Raw genomic sequence first — 16,674 nt, forward strand, 5'->3', positions numbered from 1 at the left:
GGCGGTGAGCGGACGAGCACGCCGTGCGCTGCCGGGCTTCCTGCCCCGCGCGCTGGCCGGGCTGTGGGCCGTCCTGCTGGTCCTGGCCGGGACGTCCGGGACGGCGGGTGCCGCCTCCGGCCCCCTGAGCGCCGTCACGGCAGCCACCGTTTCCGGTCCCGCCGGCATCGCTTCCCAGCCGTCCTCCGCCACCGCAGCCCAGGTGCTCACGGCACACACCGCGCCCGGCCCGCCCCGGGCCGACGCCCGGACCACCCCGGACCGGCCGGTGGCCCGCCAGACCGCCACCGCCCACGTCCAGGCCGTCCTCCCGCATCCGCGCTTCCCCGGCCTCCCGGGCGCGCTGCCCGCCGCGTCCCCGGCGCCCCGCCACTCCCCCTTCGAGTACGGCGAGACCGTCGGCCCGCGCCAGGAACGCGCGCCGCCCCGGGCCCGGTACTCCCCGCGCAGCCCGCGCGGACCCCCCTTCGTACGGAGTAGCTGACGCCCCAGGCGTACGGCGGCCCCGCAGCACCGGCATGGCCGGCGACGCCCCGACGCGTCGCCGCGGCCCCGTGCGCGCGGCCGGCCGGCGCCCCGCCTCCGTATCCCTGAAGGGGGAGACCCATGCCGTCCCGCGCTCCGTCGCGGCGGCCCTGGCGTGCGCTGATCGCGCTCGCCGTCGTCGCCGTGTCCCTGTTCTTCGCCCTGACCACCCCCGCCCGCCTCGGCCTCGACCTCCGTGGCGGCACCCAGATCGTCCTGGAGACGAAGGACTCGCCCACCACCCGTGCCGACTCCGCCGCCACCGACCGGGCCCTGGAGGTGCTGCGGCAGCGGATCGACGCGCTCGGCGTCTCCGAGCCGTCGCTGTCCCGCTCCGGCGAGAAACGCATCGTCGCCGAACTGCCCGGGGTGCGGGACCCGAAGCAGGCCGTCGAGGTCATCGGCCGTACCGCGCAGCTCACCTTCCACCCCGTGCTCGGCACCCTCCAGGACCCCAAGGGCACGCCGGAGCTGAAGGCCAAGGGCGACCGCACCCGCACCCTGGCCGACCCCGACACGCCCGGCCAGGCCCTGCGGCTCGGCGCGCCCGCACTGACCGGCGAGGGCGTCAAGGACGCGGAGGCCGTCTTCGACGCGCAGGGCGGGCGCGGCTGGACCGTCGACCTGTCCTTCCGCGGCGCCGCCGCGGACGCCTGGGCGCGGGTCACCGGCCAGGCGGCGTGCGCGGCGCCCGGCGATCCGGCCCGGCGGGTCGCGATCGTGCTGGACGACCGGGTGATCTCCGCCCCCGGCATGCAGCAGAGCGTGCCGTGCACGACCGGCATCGCCGGCGGCAACGCCCAGATCACCGGCGGATTCAGCGACACCGAGGCCCGCGACCTGGCGGCCCTCGTCAAGGGCGGCGCCCTGCCGGTGCCCGTCGAGGTCGTCGAGCAGCGCACCGTCGGCCCGACGCTGGGTGCCGACGCGATCAAGGCCAGTGCCACCGCCGCCGTCATCGGCCTGCTGTGCACCGGCGTGTTCGTCATCGTCGTCTACCGGCTGCTGGGCGCGCTGGCCACGATCGCGCTCGCCGCGTACGGACTGATCTCGTACGCCGTGCTCGTCGCCCTGGGCGCCACCCTGACCCTCCCCGGTCTCGCCGGTTTCGTCCTCGCGATCGGTATGGCGGTGGACGCCAACGTCCTCGTCTTCGAGCGGGCCAGGGAGGAGTACGCACGCCGCGCGGCCCGCTCCGGCGGCGATCTGCGGCGCCCGCTGCGCGAGGGCTTCGGCAAGGCGTGGAGCGCGATCCTGGACTCGAACGTCACCACGCTGCTCGCCGCGGGCCTGCTGTTCTTCTTCGCCACCGGACCGGTCAAGGGCTTCGGTGTCACCCTGTCCATCGGTGTGCTGGCCTCGATGGTCTCGGCGCTGGTCATCACCCGGGTGCTGGCGGGCTGGGCGGTGCGCCGGGGCTGCGTACGGCGGCGGCCCGCGATCACCGGCATGGCGTCCGAGGGGCGGGTACGGCGGTGGCTGGCACGCCGCCGGCCGCGGCTGATGCGGCGGCGCCGCACCTGGCTGGGCGTCGGCGCGGGCCTGCTGCTGCTCGCCGTCACCGGGATCGGCGTACGCGGTCTGGAGTTCGGCGTGGAGTTCACCGGCGGCCGGCTCGTCGAGTACAGCACCAGCCGCACGGTGGACGCCGAGACGGCGCGCGAGGCGGTCTCGGCGGCGGGCTTCCCGCGCGCGGTCGTCCAGGAGTCGGGCGACGGCGGCATCGCCGTACGGACCGAGCAGTTGACCGACGCCGAGCAGGACCGCATCCGTACGTCCCTCCAGAAGCCCGGCGGCACGGTCGAGGTCGAGCGGGACGAGAAGATCGGGCCCAGCATGGGCAGTGAGCTGCGCGGCAAGGCGCTGATCGCGCTGGGCATCGCGGTCGCCGCCCAGCTGATCTACCTGAGCGTCCGGTTCCGCTGGACGTTCGCGACGGCCGCGGTCCTCGCCATGATCCAGGACGTGGTGCTGGTGGTGGGCCTCTTCGCCTGGCTGGGCAAACCGGTGGACAGCGTCTTCCTCGCGGCGCTGCTGACCGTCGTCGGCTACTCCGTCAACGACACGGTGGTCCTCTTCGACCGCGTACGGGAACTGCGGCGCGGCGCCAAGGGCGACCGGGCCGCGCGCGGTCCGGAGGGGCTCGCGCTCCTCGCCGACCGGGCGATCGTCCAGACCGTGCCCCGCACGGTGAACACCGGCATGGGCGCCCTGTTCGTCCTGGCCGCCCTCGCGGTGCTGGGCGGCGACTCACTGGCCGACTTCTCCGTGGCGCTGCTCGCGGGCGTCCTGTTCGGCATCGCCTCGACGATCTTCACGGCGACCCCGGCCGCCGTCGTCCTGGAGAGCCGCCACCCGGGCCCGGAGGCACCCGCCGCGCGCCCGCGCGACAAGGCCGAGGCCGGAAACGGCGCGGTGGTCTGAGGGGTCCTGTTCGACACCGGGGGCGGGACCGCGCACAGTCCCGCCCCCGGTACGTACCGCCGTCAGAACCCCGCCGGCTCCGTGTACACGCCCCACTCCTCGCGCAGCACGTCACAGATCTCACCGAGCGTCGCCTCGGCCCGTACCGCCGCCAGCATCGGCTCGATCATGTTGCCGCCGTCGCGCGCCGCGTCCAGCATCGCCGCCAGCGACGAGCGCACCCGCGCGTCGTCCCGGGCCGCCTTGCGGTCCGCCAGGACCCGCACCTGCTCGCGCTCGACCTCGTGGCTGACCCGGAGGATCTCCAGGTCGCCGGTGACCGAGCCGTGGTGGCAGTTGACGCCGACGACCTTCTTCTCGCCCTTCTCCAGCGCCTGCTGGTAGCGGAAGGCGGACTCGGCGATCTCACCGGTGAACCAGCCGTCCTCGATGCCGCGCAGGATGCCGGAGGTCATCGGGCCGATCGGGTGGTGCCCGTCCGGCACCGCGCGCCTGCCACGCTCCTTGATCTGCTCGAAGATCTTCTCCGCATCGGCCTCGATCCGGTCGGTCAGCGACTCGATGAACCACGAGCCGCCCAGCGGGTCCGCGACGTTGGCGACGCCGGTCTCCTCCATGAGCACCTGCTGGGTGCGCAGCGCGATCTCCGCGGCCTGCTCGCTGGGCAGGGCGAGGGTCTCGTCCAGCGCGTTGGTGTGCAGGGAGTTCGTTCCGCCGAGGACCGCGGCGAGCGCCTCCACGGCCGTACGGACGACGTTGTTGTACGGCTGCTGGGCGGTCAGCGAGACGCCGGCGGTCTGCGTGTGGAAACGCAGCCACTGGGCCTTCTCGCTGGTCGCGCCGTACACGTCGCGCATCCAGCGGGCCCAGATCCGGCGGGCGGCCCGGAACTTCGCGATCTCCTCGAAGAAGTCCAGGTGGGCGTCGAAGAAGAAGGACAGCCCCGGCGCGAAGGTGTTCACGTCCAGGCCGCGGGAGAGCCCCAGCTCGACGTACCCGAAGCCGTCGGCGAGGGTGTACGCGAGCTCCTGCGCGGCCGTCGCGCCCGCCTCGCGGATGTGGTAGCCGGAGACCGAGAGCGGCTTGTACGCGGGGATGCCGCGCGCGCAGTGCTCCATCAGGTCGCCGATCAGGCGCAGGTGCGGCTCGGGCGGGAAGAGCCACTCCTTCTGGGCGATGTACTCCTTGAAGATGTCCGTCTGGAGCGTGCCGTTCAGGACGGCCGGGTCGACGCCCTGGCGCTCGGCGGCGACCAGGTACATGCAGAAGACCGGGACGGCCGGGCCGGAGATCGTCATCGAGGTCGTGACGTCGCCGAGCGGGATGCCCTGGAACAGGACCTCCATGTCGGCGGCCGAGTCGATGGCGACACCGCAGTGGCCGACCTCGCCGAGCGAACGCGGATCGTCGGAGTCCCGCCCCATCAGCGTCGGCATGTCGAAGGCCACGGAGAGACCGCCGCCCCCCGCCTTCAGGATCATCTTGTACCGCTCGTTGGTCTGCTCGGCGTTGCCGAAGCCCGCAAACTGGCGGATGGTCCACGTACGGCCGCGGTAGCCGGTCGGGTACAGGCCGCGGGTGAAGGGGTACTCCCCCGGCCAGCCGATGCGCTCGAAGCCGTCGACCGTGTCGCCCGGGCGTGGGCCGTACGCCGGCTCCACGGGATCGCCGGAGAGCGTGGTGAAGTCCGCGTCCCGCTTGCGGGCCGAGTCGTACCGGGCCTGCCAGCGGCGGCGGCCCTCTTCGATCGCGTCAGCGTCCATACGTTCAAATTTACTAGGACGTCCTACTAATTGTCGATGGCTGACGGCCGGAAAACGCCGCACGCCCCCCGTCTGCGCCCACGCGAAGGCCGCCGGGCGAACCCGGCGGCCCTGGACGACACCACGACGGCACGACGGCACGGCACCCACACAACCGCAGAACGTCCCTACGGCCGTACGACGCCCCTACGGCCGCCCGGTCACCTCACACCTTGGCCGGCTGCGGCGACCCCTCCGCGACCAGTGGCTCGACCTCGCGGACGACCTTGCGCTCGACGAAGAAGGCAGCGGTCGGGATGGTGCCGGAGATCAGCACCCACAGCAGCTTGCCGAACTTCCACTTCGCCTTGGACCCCAGGTCGAAGGCGAAGACGAGGTAGATGATGTAGAGCACGCCGTGGATCTGGGAGACCACGAGCGTCAGGTCCTTGCCCGTGTCGAAGCCGTACTTGGCCACCATGCAGGCGCACAGGACGAGGAGCATGACGGCGGTGACGTAGGCCATCACCCGGTATCGGGTCAGCACGCTGCGTTTCATGCTCCGAGCGTAACCGCCCGTTCCGGGGCGATCTTCGCCGCCCCTACCACGGTTCACTCGTCCTGGAAATCACCGGCCGCGACCCGCAGCGGCCGCAGCATCGCGAAGATCTCCCCGCACTCCTCGGCGTTGTAGGCCCCCAGCCCGAACTCCATCGCCATCAGGTCACGCGTCGCCTTGTCGCAGGTCACCCGTCCCTGCTCGGTGATGGACGCCAGCGTGCCGCGCCCGTCGTTCGGATTCGGCCGCTTGTCCACCAGACCGGACTTCACCAGCCGGTCGACGGTGTTGGTCACCGACGTCGGGTGGACCATCAGCCGCTCCCCGATCTTCGACATGGGCAGCTCACCCGCCTTGGAGAAGGTGAGCAGCACCAGCGCCTCGTACCGGGCGAACGTCAGCCCGTACGGCTTGAGCACCGCGTCCACCTCGGACAGCAGGATCTGATGGGCCCGCATGACCGAAGTGATCGCGGCCATGGACGGCACGGCTCCCCATCGTCGCTGCCACAGTTCGTCGGCACGGGCGATCGGATCGAAAGCAAGACTGAGCGGCTTCGGCACGCCATCGACCCTACCGGTCGGCCATATCGTGGTCAGCCCTGTCTCAGGGATCGGTACCCGGGTGGATCAGCTCTTGGCACCAGCGATCGCGCGGACTCAGCCGACCTGCTCGAAGACCATCGACCACCAGCTGTCCGGCTGCGCGAACGCGTACCGGTCACGGGTCCGCAAATACTCCACCAGTTGCTTCGTGTACGGGCTGCGATCCTGCGGCGCGGCATGCTCCAGATGCCTGGCACGCAGCGCGAAGCGGTACAGGAACTCGACGAAGTCGGCGAGGGTCCGGTTCACGATCTCTGCCTGCGGCTCCTCGCCGAACGACATGAGGATCACGTAGCCGCGCTCCATGTCCAGGCAGTACCGCATCGAGGGATCGTCGGTCGGACCGCCCAGCACGAGGATGCGGGTCTGCTCGCCGCCCGCGGCCACCGGGACCACGGTGAAGGGGTCGGGTCCTTCGTTCGCGGTGTCGAGAGTGAACAGTACGTCGACGAAGACCGGCACACCGACGTCGCACAGCACCTCGGCATCAGCCTCCGGCAGTCCGCGCTCCTCGGCGACGGCACGGTCCAGCGTGACCACCCGGTCCGCGCCGAACAGCTCCGTCATCTCGTCATGGGTGGCCATGCTTTCTCCGTATTCCCTTCGTCGTGCGTCCGTGTGCAGCGCTCTTCCGACCGCACCGGCGACTCAGCCGGTGAGACCGGCCCGCCGCAACAGCTTCAGCCAGTCGTCGTACTCCACCAATTCATCGTCGACCGACGCAAGCTGCGCGTACTCCGCAGTGGCCAGCCGATCCAGAAAGAACGCCTCCAGCCCGGGCGCGAGCTGCTCGAAGCGCTCGGCGTCGACCCAGTCGGCCCCTTCTTCCAGAGCGCCGAGGACGCTGTTGGTCGCGCGGTCGAGAAATACGGGCGCCTGGTTGATCATCCCTACGCAGAACAGCTTTTCCGGGGACAACGGCAACGGGGAGTCGACCACCGGCTCGCAGTGGAACTGGTTCTCTTCGGCCCCCTCCAGACCGAAGAGCTGCACGGTCGGCCCGCAGCTCGCACCGTCCAGCACACGGCAGAAGTCGAGGAACTCTCGCGGCGTCCCGTCGGCCTCCGCGGCGGCCGCCGTCTCCTCGTCGATCGTCCCGCCGAGCGTGAAGGAGAGCACGTCCGGGCTCTCCGCCAATGCTGTCCGCAGGGCATCCACCGTCGCGATCAAACGGGACGATCCGCGACTCGCGTCAGTCATCTGGCCACCACTTGATGTTGATTCTGATCGGATTGCCGTCCGGGAGATCCCTGATCTGCGGGCGTATCTGATGCCAGCCGATGTCCCGGTTCGTGAAATGGTCGAGCATCCGCAGATTGCGCCAGGCATCCGGGCCACCGGTCTGGAGCTCGTTGATGTGATCGGGCTCCATCTTACGGGCAGCTTCCGCAGCCTCCTTGGCGAACTCGGGGTCGTCCTTGTGGTTCCTGCGGATCAGCGCTTCCAATGCGCCCTTGTACTTCGCGGTGAGACTGCTGTCGCGATAGTCCTTGGTCTTGCCCTTGAACTTGAAGAGCTGCCCCTCCTCACCGAGCCGTTGCAGGGCCTTCGCCTTCCGCTCGAATGCCTGCTTGGGCATGCCTGGTTTCCACTCCAGGGTGACGGTGTGCGGCTCCTTCGTCGGGTCGAAGCGATCCTTGCCGATCCCACCGCCGTCGCGGACCTTGTCCTGTTTGCGGGAGGTGTTGACGATGCTGTTCAGCATCGTCTCGATGTTCTTGTCGTTGCGCGCGTGGTTCTCGCCCATGATCCGCACGCCCTTGGAGACGTCGTGCAGGTGCTTGTGCAGCTGCTCCTCGGCCTCCTCGATGGCCCGGAGGATCTTCTCCGCTCCGCTTTCGACGGCCGCCGCCATGCTGCCGCGGCCCCGCGTCCGGCCCAGCCCGGCACGGCTGCGGCGCAGGTGGGGACGGGCGCCGGACGCGTGCTCGTCAGCTTGGGAGGTGATCCGGTCGGCCAGCCGGTCGTGCAGGTCCTTGTCGTTGCGGACGGTGTCGCTCACGCGCTGCCTCCCCGCCCGGTGAATGACCCACCGACGGCGTCCAGGCCGTCGGAAAAGCCCTCACCGCCCGCCCGCAGTGTCTTGCCGGGGCTGTACCCGTCCTGAAGGCCGACGGCGTTGGCGCCGACCTGGATGACGAGATCGGTGGCCATACCGCCCAGTGCGGAAAAAACCGGGCCGGTGGCGACGGTCATGAGTTCCTCGACCAGAAGATGTTCCGCCTCCTTCAGCAGCCGTCGGACGATGACGCGGGTGGCCTGGGTAGCGCCGAGCGCACCGAGCTCGGAGAGCCCGAACGTGAACGGCGCGGCGGCCTGGGCAGCGATGATCTCCGCGGCCAGGATGCCCAGCTGGACGATGGCTGCCACCTTGGCGCCGGCCACCGCGACGGCCGCGCCGTCCAGAGCTGTCGCACCGAGATCGGCCGCCTGGGCGATGCGTTCCAGATGGGTGCCGCTGACCTTGCCCCAGTGCTTCTCGAAGGCCGCGGTCGCCAGACCCTCGCTGCCCTCCAGGAATTCGCGGACGACACCCTCTGTCGCGTTCTTGCCGTCCCGCATCTGGGCGGCGAAAGAGCGCAGACCATCGGCCATGTCGCGGTAATCGTCCTCGTCGACGTTGGGCCACTCGACACCGATGAGGTCCAGTACCCAGGCCGCCTCGTCGGGCAGCACGACTCCCATCCTGTTTCCCCCTCCACCTCGACGAGACGGTATGAGTCACTCGTGCGAAGGCCGAACACTACTACCCCGAAATAGGCGCCGATGGTAGCGAGATGACCGGCTGCGCAGTCAGGAGCCGTCGCTCAGCGGCTTCCGGGAAAGCCCCTTCAGGCGGGAACCTCTCTCGTCGCCCGGACCGCGTTGCGCCGCACCTCGCGCACCACCAACCCCACTGCCACCACCCCCACCACCCCTCCGGCCGGCATCACCACCCGCAGGGGTGCGTACTCGGCTGCGAGGCCCGCTGCGGCCATCCCCAGGCCCATGATCGTCATGCGGCCCGCCTGCATCACGGTCATCGCCTGGCCCAGGAGGGCGTCGGGGACGGCGGTCATGAACCAGCGGTCCACGCCGAAGTTGTAGGCGATGCCGGTGCCGGTCAGGACGAGGAGTGTCGCTGCCCAGCCGAGTGAGGGCTGCGTGGCGAAGCCCAGGGAGGGGAGGACGCAGACGATGCTCATCGGGAAGGTCAGGCGGGTGCGGGTCCGGGGGCCGAGGAAGGTGCCGGCCAGGGTTTCGGCGGTGATCGCGCCGACCGGCATGGCGCACATCAGCAGACCGGCCGCCGCCGGGCCCGCGCCGAGGAGGTCCGCGTACGGGACGAGCAGTGCCTCGGGGACGACGACGAAGGCCGGGGGCAGCCAGGTCAGCAGGAGGAGGGCTCGGATGCGGCGGTCGGACAGAAGCTGCCGGGTGCCGGTGAGTGAGGCGCCCAGCAGCGCTCCGGTGGAGGCGGTGCGTGCGGGGCGGGGGCGGGTGCCCAGGCGTAGGAGGAGGGCCGAACCGAGGAAGGTGCCGACGGTGACGGCCAGTACCGCGCCGGGGGTCACGGCGGCCAGGAGCAGTCCTCCGGCGGCGAAGCCGGCCAGTTGCGCGCCTTGGTTGACGATGCGGATCAGCGACCGTCCCAGGACGAACAGGTCGCCCTCCCCCAGCACGTCGCCCAGCGTCCCGGCCCGCGTACCGGCGAATACGGGGGCGATGGCGGCGGTCGCACAGCGCAGGGCCAGCAGTACGGCGACCGGTGTGCCCGGGACCAGCATCGCGGCGGCGCAGCCCGCGCACAGCAGGTCGCAGACGACGAGGACGCGGCGGGCCGGGTAGCGGTCGGCGACGGCGGAGAGCAGGGTGCCGCCGACGACGTACGGCAGCAGGCCGAGCGCGAACGTCAGCGCGCTCAGCAGGGGCGAGCCGGTGAGCCGGTAGACGAGTACGGAGAGCGCGATCTCGCAGACGACGACGCCGAGTGAGGAGAGGAGGTGTGCGGCGAAGACGGAGCGGAATTCAGGGTGGGAGAAGACGGCGCGGTAGCCGGATCGGGTGAGTGGCGGCGGCTCCGGGCGCGGTTCGGCGGGGCCCGTGGCGGCGGGCCCGGAGGGGGTGGCGGGCATGGGGGCAGCGTGCCGGGCCTGGCCTGCGCTCCCCAATCATTCGGCAGGGGGCGAATCCGTGACGGATGCGGCCGCCCGGTGGGAAGAGTGGGGGTATGAGGAGAGGGGGGCCTCGGCCATGCCGCTGGACATGCGCTTCGGCGCGGACGACCTGCTGCGCATCCGCTTCGCCATTTCGCCGCTCTGCGAGACCCACGAAGCCGTACGGACCCTGTTGCGCACCGACCGGCACGGCTACCACCTGCCCTGGCTGCGGCGGATGCGCACGGCGCTGGCCGGCCTGGACCTGTCCGCGCTGTGGCTCCTGATGCCGTCCCCGCGGCCCGGCTACACCCCCGACTTCCTGGGGCCGCCGCCGGAGTCGTCGCTCGCGCCCTTCGAGGAGGAGCTGGCGCGGGTGCGGGCCACGGACCCGGCCGTCGCCCACGCGGAGCTGGCCAAGTCGCTGGCCTGTACGCCGGGGGCCGCCGAGTCCCCGCGCGGCTGGGCGATGCTGACGGACCCGGCCGCCGCCGTGCAGGAGCTGGCCGACGCCACCGAACGGGCCTGGCACGCGCTGCTGGCCCCGGACTGGCCGCGACTGCGGGCCCTGCTGGAGGCCGAGGTCGCCTACCGGTCCCGGCAGCTTGCGAGCGACGGGCTGGAGAAGCTGTTCGCGGACCTCAGCCCGCGGATCACCTGGTCCGGCGGCACCCTCACGGTCCGTACCCGCGCGCGGTTCCTCCAGATCCAGGACCTGGACGGGCGGGGCGTCCTGCTGATGCCGAGCGTCTTCGTGTGGCCCGACGTGGTGAGCGCCTACGAGCCGCACTGGCAGCCCACCGTCCTCTACCCGGCGCGCGGCATCGGCGGGCTGTGGCAGGAGCCGGAGACCGGCCCGGCGCTGGCCCGGCTCCTCGGCGTGAACCGGGCGGCGGTGCTCGTCGCGCTGGACGAGCCGGCCTCGACCACGGCGCTGGCGCAGCGGCTGGGGCTGGCGCCGTCGTCGGTGTCGGCGCAGCTCTCGGTGCTGCGCGACGCCGGACTGCTGACCTCGCGCCGGCACGGGCACCAGGTGCTGTACGAGCGGACGCCGCTGGGCATCGCGCTCAGCGCGGGGAGTGCGGGCGGCACACCACCGCGCTGAGCGTGCCGGTCAGTCGCCGGGGCCCGCCGCGAGGTAGCGCTCGACGGTCTCGACCTTGGAGGTGAGGCCGTCGGTGACGGAGGGCCTGATGTCGGCCTTCAGGACGAGCGAGACCCGCCCGGCGCGCGCCTCGACGGCGGCCACGGCGCGCTTGACGACGTCCATGACCTCGTCCCACTCGCCCTCGATGGACGTGAACATGGCGTCCGTACGGTTGGGCAGCCCGGACTCGCGGACCACCCGTACGGCGTCGGCGACGTACTCCCCGACGTCCTCGCCCACGCCCAGCGGGCTCACCGAGAAGGCGACGATCATGCGTTGACCACGCCTTCCCGGCGGGCGCGGGCAGCGATCACGGTGGCCTCGGCCTCCCGCTTGAGGCGGCGGTCGGCGATGAACCCGCCGGTCGGCACGATGGACAGGACGAAGTAGAGGGCGGCGGTCCCGAAGGACCACTTCGTGCGGTTCCAGGCGTCCAGCCAGAAGAGCACGTACAGGATGAACAGCACGCCGTGCACCGGGCCCAGGACCGGCACCGCGTTGAAGTCGGTCGTGTACTTCAGGATGGTGCAGACGATCAGCAGCAACCAAGAGGCGGCTTCGGGTACGGACGCCAGGCGGAGCCGGCGCAGGGCGGAAGCGGTCTTGATGTCCACGGGAACCTCGTTCGGGTGGCAGGTGGCGGCACGATGCGCTTGTGCGACATTTCACAAGGGCGTCCCCATTGTTGCAGGCCCGCAAAGGATCACTGTTCAGGGGTCGGTGCGCCGGTTACCTTCGATCCTGTGGCTCAGTTTCGGCTCCAGGGGAGCAAAGTGCTCGCCGTCGACATGACCGGCGATGCCGTCAAGGCGAAGAACGGCGCGATGGTCGCCTACGACGGCCGGATGACGTTCAAGAAGATGACCGGCGGCGGTGACGGGCTGCGCGGCATGGTCACCCGCCGGCTGACCGGTGAACAGATGGAAGTGATGGAGGTGAAAGGCCACGGCACCTGCTACTTCGCCGACCGCGCGAGCGAGATCAACCTCGTGCGGCTGCACGGCGAGAAGCTCTACGTGGAAGCCAGCAATCTGCTGTGCACGGACGCGTCGCTGCGCACTGGCACCACTTTCACCGGCCTGCGCGGCGCCTCGCAGGGCAACGGCCTGTTCACCACCACCGTCGAGGGCAGCGGCCAGGCCGCGATCGTCTCCGACGGGCCCGCCGTGGTGCTGCGCGTCACCAAGCAGTACCCGCTCCAGGTCGACCCGGGCGCGTACGTCGCGCACACCGGCGACCTCAAGCAGCACTTCCAGTCCGGGGTGAACTTCCGCACCTTCATGGGCGAGGGCTCCGGCGAGTCCTTCCAGATCCGCTTCGAGGGCGAGGGCCTGGTGTACGTACAGCCCAGCGAGCGCAACACCATCGGCGGGGAGGTCTGATGCCGTTCACCCTCGTCAACTCCCGCATGGTGCGTGCGCAGGTCGGCCCCGGGCAGCGGATGTACAGCCAGCGCGGCGCGATGCTCGCCTACCAGGGCGACGTCAGCTTCACCCCGAACATCCAGGGCGGCCAGGGCGGCATCGGCTCGATGATCGGGCGGCGGATCGCCAACGAGGCGACGCCCTTGATGACCGTGGAGGGCAGTGGCACCGTCCTCTTCGGGCACGGCGGCCACCACATCCACGTCGTCGACCTGACCGGCGAGACCCTGTACGTCGAGGCGGACCGGCTGCTCGCCTTCGACGGGACGCTCCAGCAGGGCACGATGTTCATGGGCTCGCAGGGCGGCGTGATGGGCATGGTGCGCGGCCAGGTCACCGGCCAGGGCCTGTTCACCACGACCCTCAAGGGGCAGGGCGCGGTGGCCGTGATGGCGCACGGCGGGGTCATCGAGCTGCCCATCACCCCGCAGGGGCCCGTCCACGTCGACCCGCAGGCGTACGTGGCGCACCGCGGCGACGTCCGCAACAAGCTCTCCACGGCCCTCGGCTGGCGCGACATGGTCGGCCGCGGCTCGGGTGAGGCGTTCCAGTTGGAGCTGTCCGGCCAGGGCACCGTCTACGTACAGGCGTCGGAGGAGAAACTGTGACCGGTCCCGTCGTTCTCGACCCCCACACGCTCCCCTCGGACGACAACGTCAACGAGTACACCTTCAGCGTGGACCTGAACGGCCAGTGGTTCCTGCAGAAGGGGAAGATGATCGCCTATTACGGGCGGATCGACTTCCAGGGCATCGGACACGGGGCTCTGGACCGCCTGGTGGCCCACAGCTTCCATTCGCCTTTGCACGCGGCGGACTGGGTCGTCGCCGAGGGCCAGGGCAAGATGCTCCTCGCCGACCGGGCGTTCGACGTCAATTCCTACGATCTCGAAGACGGCAACCTGACCATTCGCTCGGGCAACCTGCTCGCCTTTCAGCCATCTCTGTCGCTGAAGCAGTCGATCATTCCAGGGTTCCTCACGCTGATCGGCACGGGCAAGTTCGTGGCCGCCTCCAACGGGCCGGTGGTCTTCATGGAGCCGCCGATCCGGGTGGACCCGCAGGCCCTGGTGGGCTGGGCCGACTGCCCCTCGCCCTGCCACCACTACGACCACCAGTACCTGCGCGGGTTCCTGGGCGGCGTACGGGCGCACACGGGCCTGGGCGGGGTCTCCGGCGAGGAGCACCAGTTCGAGTTCGTCGGGGCGGGCACGGTGCTGCTCCAGTCCACCGAACAGCTGATGCCCGAGCTGGCGACGGGGGAGGTGGCGGCCGAGGCGGGGGTGCCGGGCGGGGGTGAGGCAACTCGCCAAAGTGGCTCACAACCGCCGCAGCTCCCGGGCGCCCTCGGGGGGCTCCAGCGCCGCTTCGGGCTGTGAGCGGTAGTCTGCGGACGGTGACCTCGAACGTCTGAGCAAGCGCCCGACCGAGCGCCTGAGCCATGTCACAGCCATGACTAATTCGATATTCAACTTTCACGGGTAGAATTCATTCATGACGACCGACAGCGACACTCCCTGGCTGACCGAGCAGGAGCAGCGAGCCTGGCGTACCCACCTGGACGTCAGCCGGCTGCTGATGCACCAGCTGGAGCGCGACCTGCAGCCGTTCGGACTGACCAACAACGACTACGAGATCCTGGTCAACCTCTCCGAGGCCGAGGACCGGCGGCTGCGCATGAGCGACCTGGCGGCCGCCACCCTGCAGTCCAAGAGCCGTCTGTCCCACCAGATCACCCGTATGGAGAACGCGGGCCTGGTGCGCCGGGAGAGCTGCGAGTCCGACCGCCGCGGCCTCTACGCGGTGCTCACGGACGACGGCTGGGACACCATGCGCCGGGTCGCGCCGCACCACGTCGCGTCCGTACGGCGGCACTTCATCGACCTGTTCGCCCCCGAGAACCTCGAATCCCTGCGGGCGTCCCTGACCCCGGTGGCCGAGCACCTGAGGGGCCGCCGCGGCAAGGTCTGACGGCTACGCCGCCGGGGGTACGGGCCCGGCCGTCGCGCACCACGGGCGGCCGCGGCCCCGGCCGCTACGCCGCCGGCAGCCGCAGTTCGAACACCGAGCCGTCGCGCACGGCCAGTGTGCCGCCGTGCCGTTCCGCCACGTCGCGGGCGATGGCGAGGCCGAGACCGGCCCCGCCGTCGTCCCGGCTGCGGGCGTCGTCGAGCCGTACGAACCGTTCGAAGATCCGCTCCCGCTCCTCCGGCGGCACCCCGGGCCCGTCGTCCTCGACCCGCAGCACGGCCCACCGCCCGTCGCGCACCACGCTCGCCCGTACGGTGCCCGCCGCGTGCCGCTCCGCGTTGTCCAGCAGGTTCCCCAGCACCCGCCCCACCTGGCTCCGCGACCCGGCCACCTCCACGCCCGCCAGGTCCCCCACCTGTACCGCGATCCGGTCCCCGACCCGCTGCGAGACCTCCTCCCGCACCAGCGCCGCCAGGTCGATCCGGGTGTCCGCGGGCCGCTCCCCCGCGTCCAGCCGCGCCAGCAGCAACAGGTCCGCCGCCAGGTTCTGCAGCCGTACGGCGTCCTCCACGGCGCCCTCGGCGTCCAACAGCTCCGGGTGGGCGATGCCCACCTCCAGTTGCGTCCGCAGGCTCGCGATCGGGCTGCGCAGCTCGTGCGAGGCGTCCGCGACGAACCGGCGCTGCCGCTCCACCGACTCCTGGAGCGCGCCCAGCGTCTCGTTGGTCGTACGGGCCAGCCGGTCGATCTCGTCCCGCGAGCCCGGCTCCGGCACCCGGCGCGACAGGTCCGTACTGGCCGTGATCGCCGCCATCTCCCGCCGGATGCCCTCCACCGGGCGCAGCGCCCGCCGCGTGACCAGCCAGGTCACCCCGGCCACGACCAGCAGCAGGCAGGGCAGCCCGATGAGCATCGCGGTGCGCACCGAGCCCACCGCCTCCCGCTCGGCCGCCAGCGGCGCCCCGGCCCGTACGACGGCCTTGTCGCCCTGCGTGTCCTTGGCCTCGACGGTGGCGAACCGGTAGTCCGCCGTCCGGTGCCCGACCGTGGCCGTACCACCGCTGTGCCGGGCCTTGTCCTCGACCTCGCCAGGCTTGATCTCCCGGTCGTCGTCATCGTCGTCGGAGCCGGAGCCGGACCCGTCCGGCTGCCGCGTCGCCGGCGGCTGCCGCTCCGTCACGGCCTTCCCGTCCACCGCCCGTACGTCGTCCCCCGCCGCCAGCACCCGCCCGTCCTCGGCCAGCACCACCACCGGACGGTCGTCCCCGTCCGGCAGGTCCAGCTTCTCGTACGGCTTGCCGGTCGCGATCTGCGTCGCGACCTCCCGCGCGGCGTTCTCCGCCTGCAGGTCCGCCTGTCCCACCAGGTTGTTCTTCAGCACCAGCAGCAGCGCCGTCCCCGCCGCGACCAGCGCGACCGCCACCACCAGCGAGGCGCCCGCCGCGGCCCGGACCCGGACCTTCCCGAAGACCCTACGCACCGGACACCAGCCGGTACCCGGCGCCGCGCACCGTCGCGATCGCCGCGGCGCCCAGCTTCCGGCGCAGCGCGCTCACGTACACCTCGACGATGTTGTTGTCGCCCTCGTACGCGAAGTCCCAGACGTGCTCCAGGATCTCCGCCTTCGACACCACGTCCCCCGCGCGCAGCGCCAGGTGCTCCAGCACGGCAAACTCCTTGGCGGTCAGGACGACTTCTTCCCCGGCACGCTCCACCCGCCGGGCCCCCTGGTCGATGCTCAGCTCCCCCACCCGCAAGACGGGCAACGCCGTGCGCCCGCGGCGGCGCAGCAGCGCCTTGATCCGGGCCACCAGCACCACGTACGAGAACGGCTTCGTCAGATAGTCGTCCGCGCCGGTGTCCAGCCCCTCGGCCTCGTCGTACTCCCCGTCCTTGGCCGTCAGCATCAGGATCGGCACGTCGTTCCCGGCGGCGCGCAGCGCCCCGCACACGCGGTAGCCGTTCATCCCCGGCAGCATGATGTCCAGCACGACCAGGTCGTAGGTGCCCTCACCCGCCCGGTGCAGGCCCTCCAGGCCGTCGTGCACCACATCGACCGCGTACCCCTCGGCCCTCAGACCCTTGGCCAGCGACAGGGCCAGCCGCTTCTCGTCCTCCACGATCAACAGGCGCATACGCACA

General features: G+C 71.2%; 19 protein-coding genes. 7 read left to right on the forward strand and 12 right to left on the reverse strand.

Annotated elements, in window-relative coordinates; genetic code table 11:
- Positions 1-4: 4 nt before the first annotated feature.
- Positions 5-484 (forward strand): hypothetical protein, encoded by a 480-nt coding sequence (locus AB0A97_RS08440; protein WP_361146338.1) that lies wholly within the window; start codon positions 5-7, stop codon positions 482-484.
- A gap of 122 nt (positions 485-606) precedes the next feature.
- Positions 607-2,949, forward strand: coding sequence for a protein translocase subunit SecD (gene secD / locus AB0A97_RS08445; protein WP_361146341.1), 2,343 nt, complete (start codon positions 607-609; stop codon positions 2,947-2,949).
- 62 nt (positions 2,950-3,011) lie between these two features.
- On the opposite strand, the gene AB0A97_RS08450 is transcribed toward secD, so the two are convergent.
- The 8 genes from AB0A97_RS08450 to AB0A97_RS08485 all read right to left on the reverse strand — a co-directional run bounded on the left by AB0A97_RS08450 (position 3,012) and on the right by AB0A97_RS08485 (position 9,970).
- Positions 3,012-4,712: a methylmalonyl-CoA mutase family protein gene (locus tag AB0A97_RS08450; RefSeq protein WP_361146343.1), complete on the reverse strand. Its 1,701-nt coding sequence runs from the start codon at positions 4,710-4,712 to the stop codon at positions 3,012-3,014.
- 205 nt (positions 4,713-4,917) lie between these two features.
- Positions 4,918-5,250 carry a DUF3817 domain-containing protein gene (locus tag AB0A97_RS08455; RefSeq protein WP_361146346.1) on the reverse strand — a complete coding sequence of 111 codons (333 nt, stop codon included), beginning with the start codon at positions 5,248-5,250 and terminating at the stop codon, positions 4,918-4,920.
- A 53-nt stretch (positions 5,251-5,303) separates the two neighbouring features.
- Positions 5,304-5,813 carry a MarR family transcriptional regulator gene (locus AB0A97_RS08460; RefSeq protein ID WP_361146349.1) on the reverse strand — a complete coding sequence of 170 codons (510 nt, stop codon included), beginning with the start codon at positions 5,811-5,813 and terminating at the stop codon, positions 5,304-5,306.
- A 96-nt stretch (positions 5,814-5,909) separates the two neighbouring features.
- Complete coding sequence (locus AB0A97_RS08465) at positions 5,910-6,440, reverse strand: SUKH-4 family immunity protein (RefSeq protein WP_361146352.1); 531 nt, start codon at positions 6,438-6,440, stop codon at positions 5,910-5,912.
- Positions 6,441-6,503: 63 nt separating this feature from the next.
- Positions 6,504-7,055: a hypothetical protein gene (locus tag AB0A97_RS08470; RefSeq protein WP_361146355.1), complete on the reverse strand. Its 552-nt coding sequence runs from the start codon at positions 7,053-7,055 to the stop codon at positions 6,504-6,506.
- Positions 7,048-7,857: a hypothetical protein gene (locus tag AB0A97_RS08475; protein WP_361146358.1), complete on the reverse strand. Its 810-nt coding sequence runs from the start codon at positions 7,855-7,857 to the stop codon at positions 7,048-7,050. The genes AB0A97_RS08470 and AB0A97_RS08475 overlap by 8 nt, the downstream gene beginning before the upstream one ends.
- Entirely contained in the window at positions 7,854-8,540 is a 687-nt protein-coding gene (locus tag AB0A97_RS08480; RefSeq protein ID WP_361146361.1) for a hypothetical protein, read from the reverse strand. Before AB0A97_RS08480 ends, AB0A97_RS08475 begins: the two co-directional genes overlap by 4 nt.
- 146 nt (positions 8,541-8,686) lie before the next feature.
- The gene (locus tag AB0A97_RS08485) at positions 8,687-9,970 is read right to left on the reverse strand and encodes an MFS transporter (RefSeq protein ID WP_361146364.1); all 1,284 of its coding nucleotides are present in this window, start codon (positions 9,968-9,970) and stop codon (positions 8,687-8,689) included.
- Between the two features lie 118 nt (positions 9,971-10,088).
- Here AB0A97_RS08485 and AB0A97_RS08490 point away from each other — a divergent pair, with 118 nt between their 5' ends.
- Positions 10,089-11,096, forward strand: coding sequence for a DUF5937 family protein (locus AB0A97_RS08490; protein WP_361146367.1), 1,008 nt, complete (start codon positions 10,089-10,091; stop codon positions 11,094-11,096).
- 9 nt (positions 11,097-11,105) lie between these two features.
- Here the strand turns inward: AB0A97_RS08490 and AB0A97_RS08495 are convergent, their stop codons facing one another.
- Both AB0A97_RS08495 and AB0A97_RS08500 read right to left on the reverse strand, forming a co-directional pair.
- A complete protein-coding gene (locus tag AB0A97_RS08495; protein ID WP_361146370.1) occupies positions 11,106-11,411 on the reverse strand; it encodes an MTH1187 family thiamine-binding protein in 306 nt (101 codons plus the stop codon).
- The gene (locus AB0A97_RS08500) at positions 11,408-11,752 is read right to left on the reverse strand and encodes a DUF3817 domain-containing protein (protein ID WP_361146373.1); all 345 of its coding nucleotides are present in this window, start codon (positions 11,750-11,752) and stop codon (positions 11,408-11,410) included. The genes AB0A97_RS08495 and AB0A97_RS08500 overlap by 4 nt, the downstream gene beginning before the upstream one ends.
- Positions 11,753-11,881: 129 nt before the next feature.
- Between AB0A97_RS08500 and AB0A97_RS08505 the strand changes: the two genes are divergently transcribed.
- The 4 genes from AB0A97_RS08505 (at position 11,882) to AB0A97_RS08520 (ending at position 14,532) form a co-directional block, all read left to right on the forward strand.
- Entirely contained in the window at positions 11,882-12,520 is a 639-nt protein-coding gene (locus AB0A97_RS08505) for an AIM24 family protein (protein WP_361146376.1), read from the forward strand.
- Entirely contained in the window at positions 12,520-13,170 is a 651-nt protein-coding gene (locus AB0A97_RS08510; RefSeq protein WP_361146379.1) for an AIM24 family protein, read from the forward strand. Before AB0A97_RS08505 ends, AB0A97_RS08510 begins: the two co-directional genes overlap by 1 nt.
- Positions 13,167-13,940, forward strand: a complete 774-nt coding sequence (locus AB0A97_RS08515) for an AIM24 family protein (protein ID WP_361146382.1) — start codon at positions 13,167-13,169, stop codon at positions 13,938-13,940. Before AB0A97_RS08510 ends, AB0A97_RS08515 begins: the two co-directional genes overlap by 4 nt.
- Positions 13,941-14,055: 115 nt before the next feature.
- Complete coding sequence (locus tag AB0A97_RS08520) at positions 14,056-14,532, forward strand: MarR family transcriptional regulator (RefSeq protein WP_031008046.1); 477 nt, start codon at positions 14,056-14,058, stop codon at positions 14,530-14,532.
- Positions 14,533-14,596: 64 nt separating this feature from the next.
- On the opposite strand, the gene AB0A97_RS08525 is transcribed toward AB0A97_RS08520, so the two are convergent.
- On the reverse strand, positions 14,597-16,012 hold the full coding sequence (locus AB0A97_RS08525; protein WP_361146385.1) for a HAMP domain-containing sensor histidine kinase: 1,416 nt from the start codon (positions 16,010-16,012) through the stop codon (positions 14,597-14,599).
- Positions 16,005-16,667, reverse strand: a complete 663-nt coding sequence (locus AB0A97_RS08530) for a response regulator transcription factor (protein ID WP_361146388.1) — start codon at positions 16,665-16,667, stop codon at positions 16,005-16,007. Before AB0A97_RS08530 ends, AB0A97_RS08525 begins: the two co-directional genes overlap by 8 nt.
- Positions 16,668-16,674: the final 7 nt, after the last annotated feature.

Origin of the sequence: Streptomyces sp. NPDC045470 (assembly GCF_040646595.1) — a bacterium.
Taxonomy (GTDB): domain Bacteria; phylum Actinomycetota; class Actinomycetes; order Streptomycetales; family Streptomycetaceae; genus Streptomyces.

What these genes read in the sequence shown, in the direction of transcription:
- secD (WP_361146341.1), top strand. Translation starts at nt 607, where the DNA reads ATGCCGTCCCGCGCTCCGTCGCGGCGGCCCTGGCGTGCGCTGATCGCG.
- AB0A97_RS08450 (WP_361146343.1), bottom strand. Translation starts at nt 4,712, where the DNA reads ATGGACGCTGACGCGATCGAAGAGGGCCGCCGCCGCTGGCAGGCCCGG.
- AB0A97_RS08455 (WP_361146346.1), bottom strand. Translation starts at nt 5,250, where the DNA reads ATGAAACGCAGCGTGCTGACCCGATACCGGGTGATGGCCTACGTCACC.
- AB0A97_RS08465 (WP_361146352.1), bottom strand. Translation starts at nt 6,440, where the DNA reads ATGGCCACCCATGACGAGATGACGGAGCTGTTCGGCGCGGACCGGGTG.
- AB0A97_RS08470 (WP_361146355.1), bottom strand. Translation starts at nt 7,055, where the DNA reads ATGACTGACGCGAGTCGCGGATCGTCCCGTTTGATCGCGACGGTGGAT.
- AB0A97_RS08480 (WP_361146361.1), bottom strand. Translation starts at nt 8,540, where the DNA reads ATGGGAGTCGTGCTGCCCGACGAGGCGGCCTGGGTACTGGACCTCATC.
- AB0A97_RS08485 (WP_361146364.1), bottom strand. Translation starts at nt 9,970, where the DNA reads ATGCCCGCCACCCCCTCCGGGCCCGCCGCCACGGGCCCCGCCGAACCG.
- AB0A97_RS08490 (WP_361146367.1), top strand. Translation starts at nt 10,089, where the DNA reads ATGCCGCTGGACATGCGCTTCGGCGCGGACGACCTGCTGCGCATCCGC.
- AB0A97_RS08495 (WP_361146370.1), bottom strand. Translation starts at nt 11,411, where the DNA reads ATGATCGTCGCCTTCTCGGTGAGCCCGCTGGGCGTGGGCGAGGACGTC.
- AB0A97_RS08510 (WP_361146379.1), top strand. Translation starts at nt 12,520, where the DNA reads ATGCCGTTCACCCTCGTCAACTCCCGCATGGTGCGTGCGCAGGTCGGC.
- AB0A97_RS08520 (WP_031008046.1), top strand. Translation starts at nt 14,056, where the DNA reads ATGACGACCGACAGCGACACTCCCTGGCTGACCGAGCAGGAGCAGCGA.
- AB0A97_RS08530 (WP_361146388.1), bottom strand. Translation starts at nt 16,667, where the DNA reads ATGCGCCTGTTGATCGTGGAGGACGAGAAGCGGCTGGCCCTGTCGCTG.